The organism is Pradoshia eiseniae (assembly GCF_002946355.1).
GTDB classification, from domain to species: Bacteria; Bacillota; Bacilli; order Bacillales; family Pradoshiaceae; genus Pradoshia; species Pradoshia eiseniae.
In genome coordinates this window covers 1-981 of the sequence record NZ_PKOZ01000050.1, presented here as the reverse complement: position 1 = coordinate 981, position 981 = coordinate 1, and the positions used below count along the sequence as shown (strand labels likewise).

Sequence of the window (981 nt, the reverse complement as noted above, 5' to 3'; positions counted from 1 at the left end):
TTTAGGACACTTTCATCATATCAAGAGGTCTTTTTACGCTCAAATCTCATTTTCATTCATTACAGGAATGCTGCCCCGTTTCTTCAATAAGGAATTCAACACTAAAAGGCATTCATCCTCCTTTGAATTAACGCCCCCTTTAACGATATAAAGTCAGAATTTCCATCTATAATGACCCGCAATAGGTTGTTTATAAGACGTTAATTTAATTTCCGATGCGAAGGGAGGAGTGTTATGAATTAAATACGGTATTCCATCTTTTGTACGTTTATCAGAAATGATACCTGCGTGGTCTGTGCCCTCCAAAAAAATAACTATATCACCCGGTTGCCACTCCGCTAAATTCTCTGGATCATTAGGAATTAATTCGGTTGTCAGAGATTCAGTGAAACGTTGAAAAAAGACATATTGATTCGGAACCCGTCTAAAATCAATATGAGGATCAGGATTTCCTTCTACCCTTGGATATAATGATGTATTTTCATTAATATCTTTATCCATTAAATCTTTTAAATTTATTCCAGCTCCAGCTAGTCCTCGCCAAATAACATCTGTACAAACACCCTCACTAGCTGGTGGATAGCCACTTTCATAATAAGCACTCTTGTATCGCGTTCGGGTTTCCACTTCTTTCCTTGCAGTGTCTACTATATCTAATGGATCAGCCACACTATTTTGATTAGTATCAACTTGGCTATATTTTTCTTCTACTACTATTTTTTTAGCTAAAAAACGATCTAGATGAATACCTGCCATATCCAAAATCAGACCATCTCTAAAAAACACTGAAAATATTGGTATCATCACTATCAATACACAAAAAATCAAATACTTTTTTTTAACCCCCATTTTACTCCATCCCCAATTCCACAACACTATTATTAAATAAACTTATTCCACTAATCTCCCTCAATATACAAAGCGAAATCTCTCGATTTCTCCTGTTTTCATAGAATTACTTAGTCGTTTAATATCGTTTGG

General features: G+C 35.1%; 1 protein-coding gene. It reads right to left on the bottom strand.

The window, feature by feature from the left end:
- Positions 1-153: 153 nt before the first annotated feature.
- Positions 154-849 (bottom strand): DUF1287 domain-containing protein, encoded by a 696-nt coding sequence (locus CYL18_RS18980; protein WP_104851026.1) that lies wholly within the window; start codon positions 847-849, stop codon positions 154-156.
- Positions 850-981 lie beyond the last annotated feature (132 nt).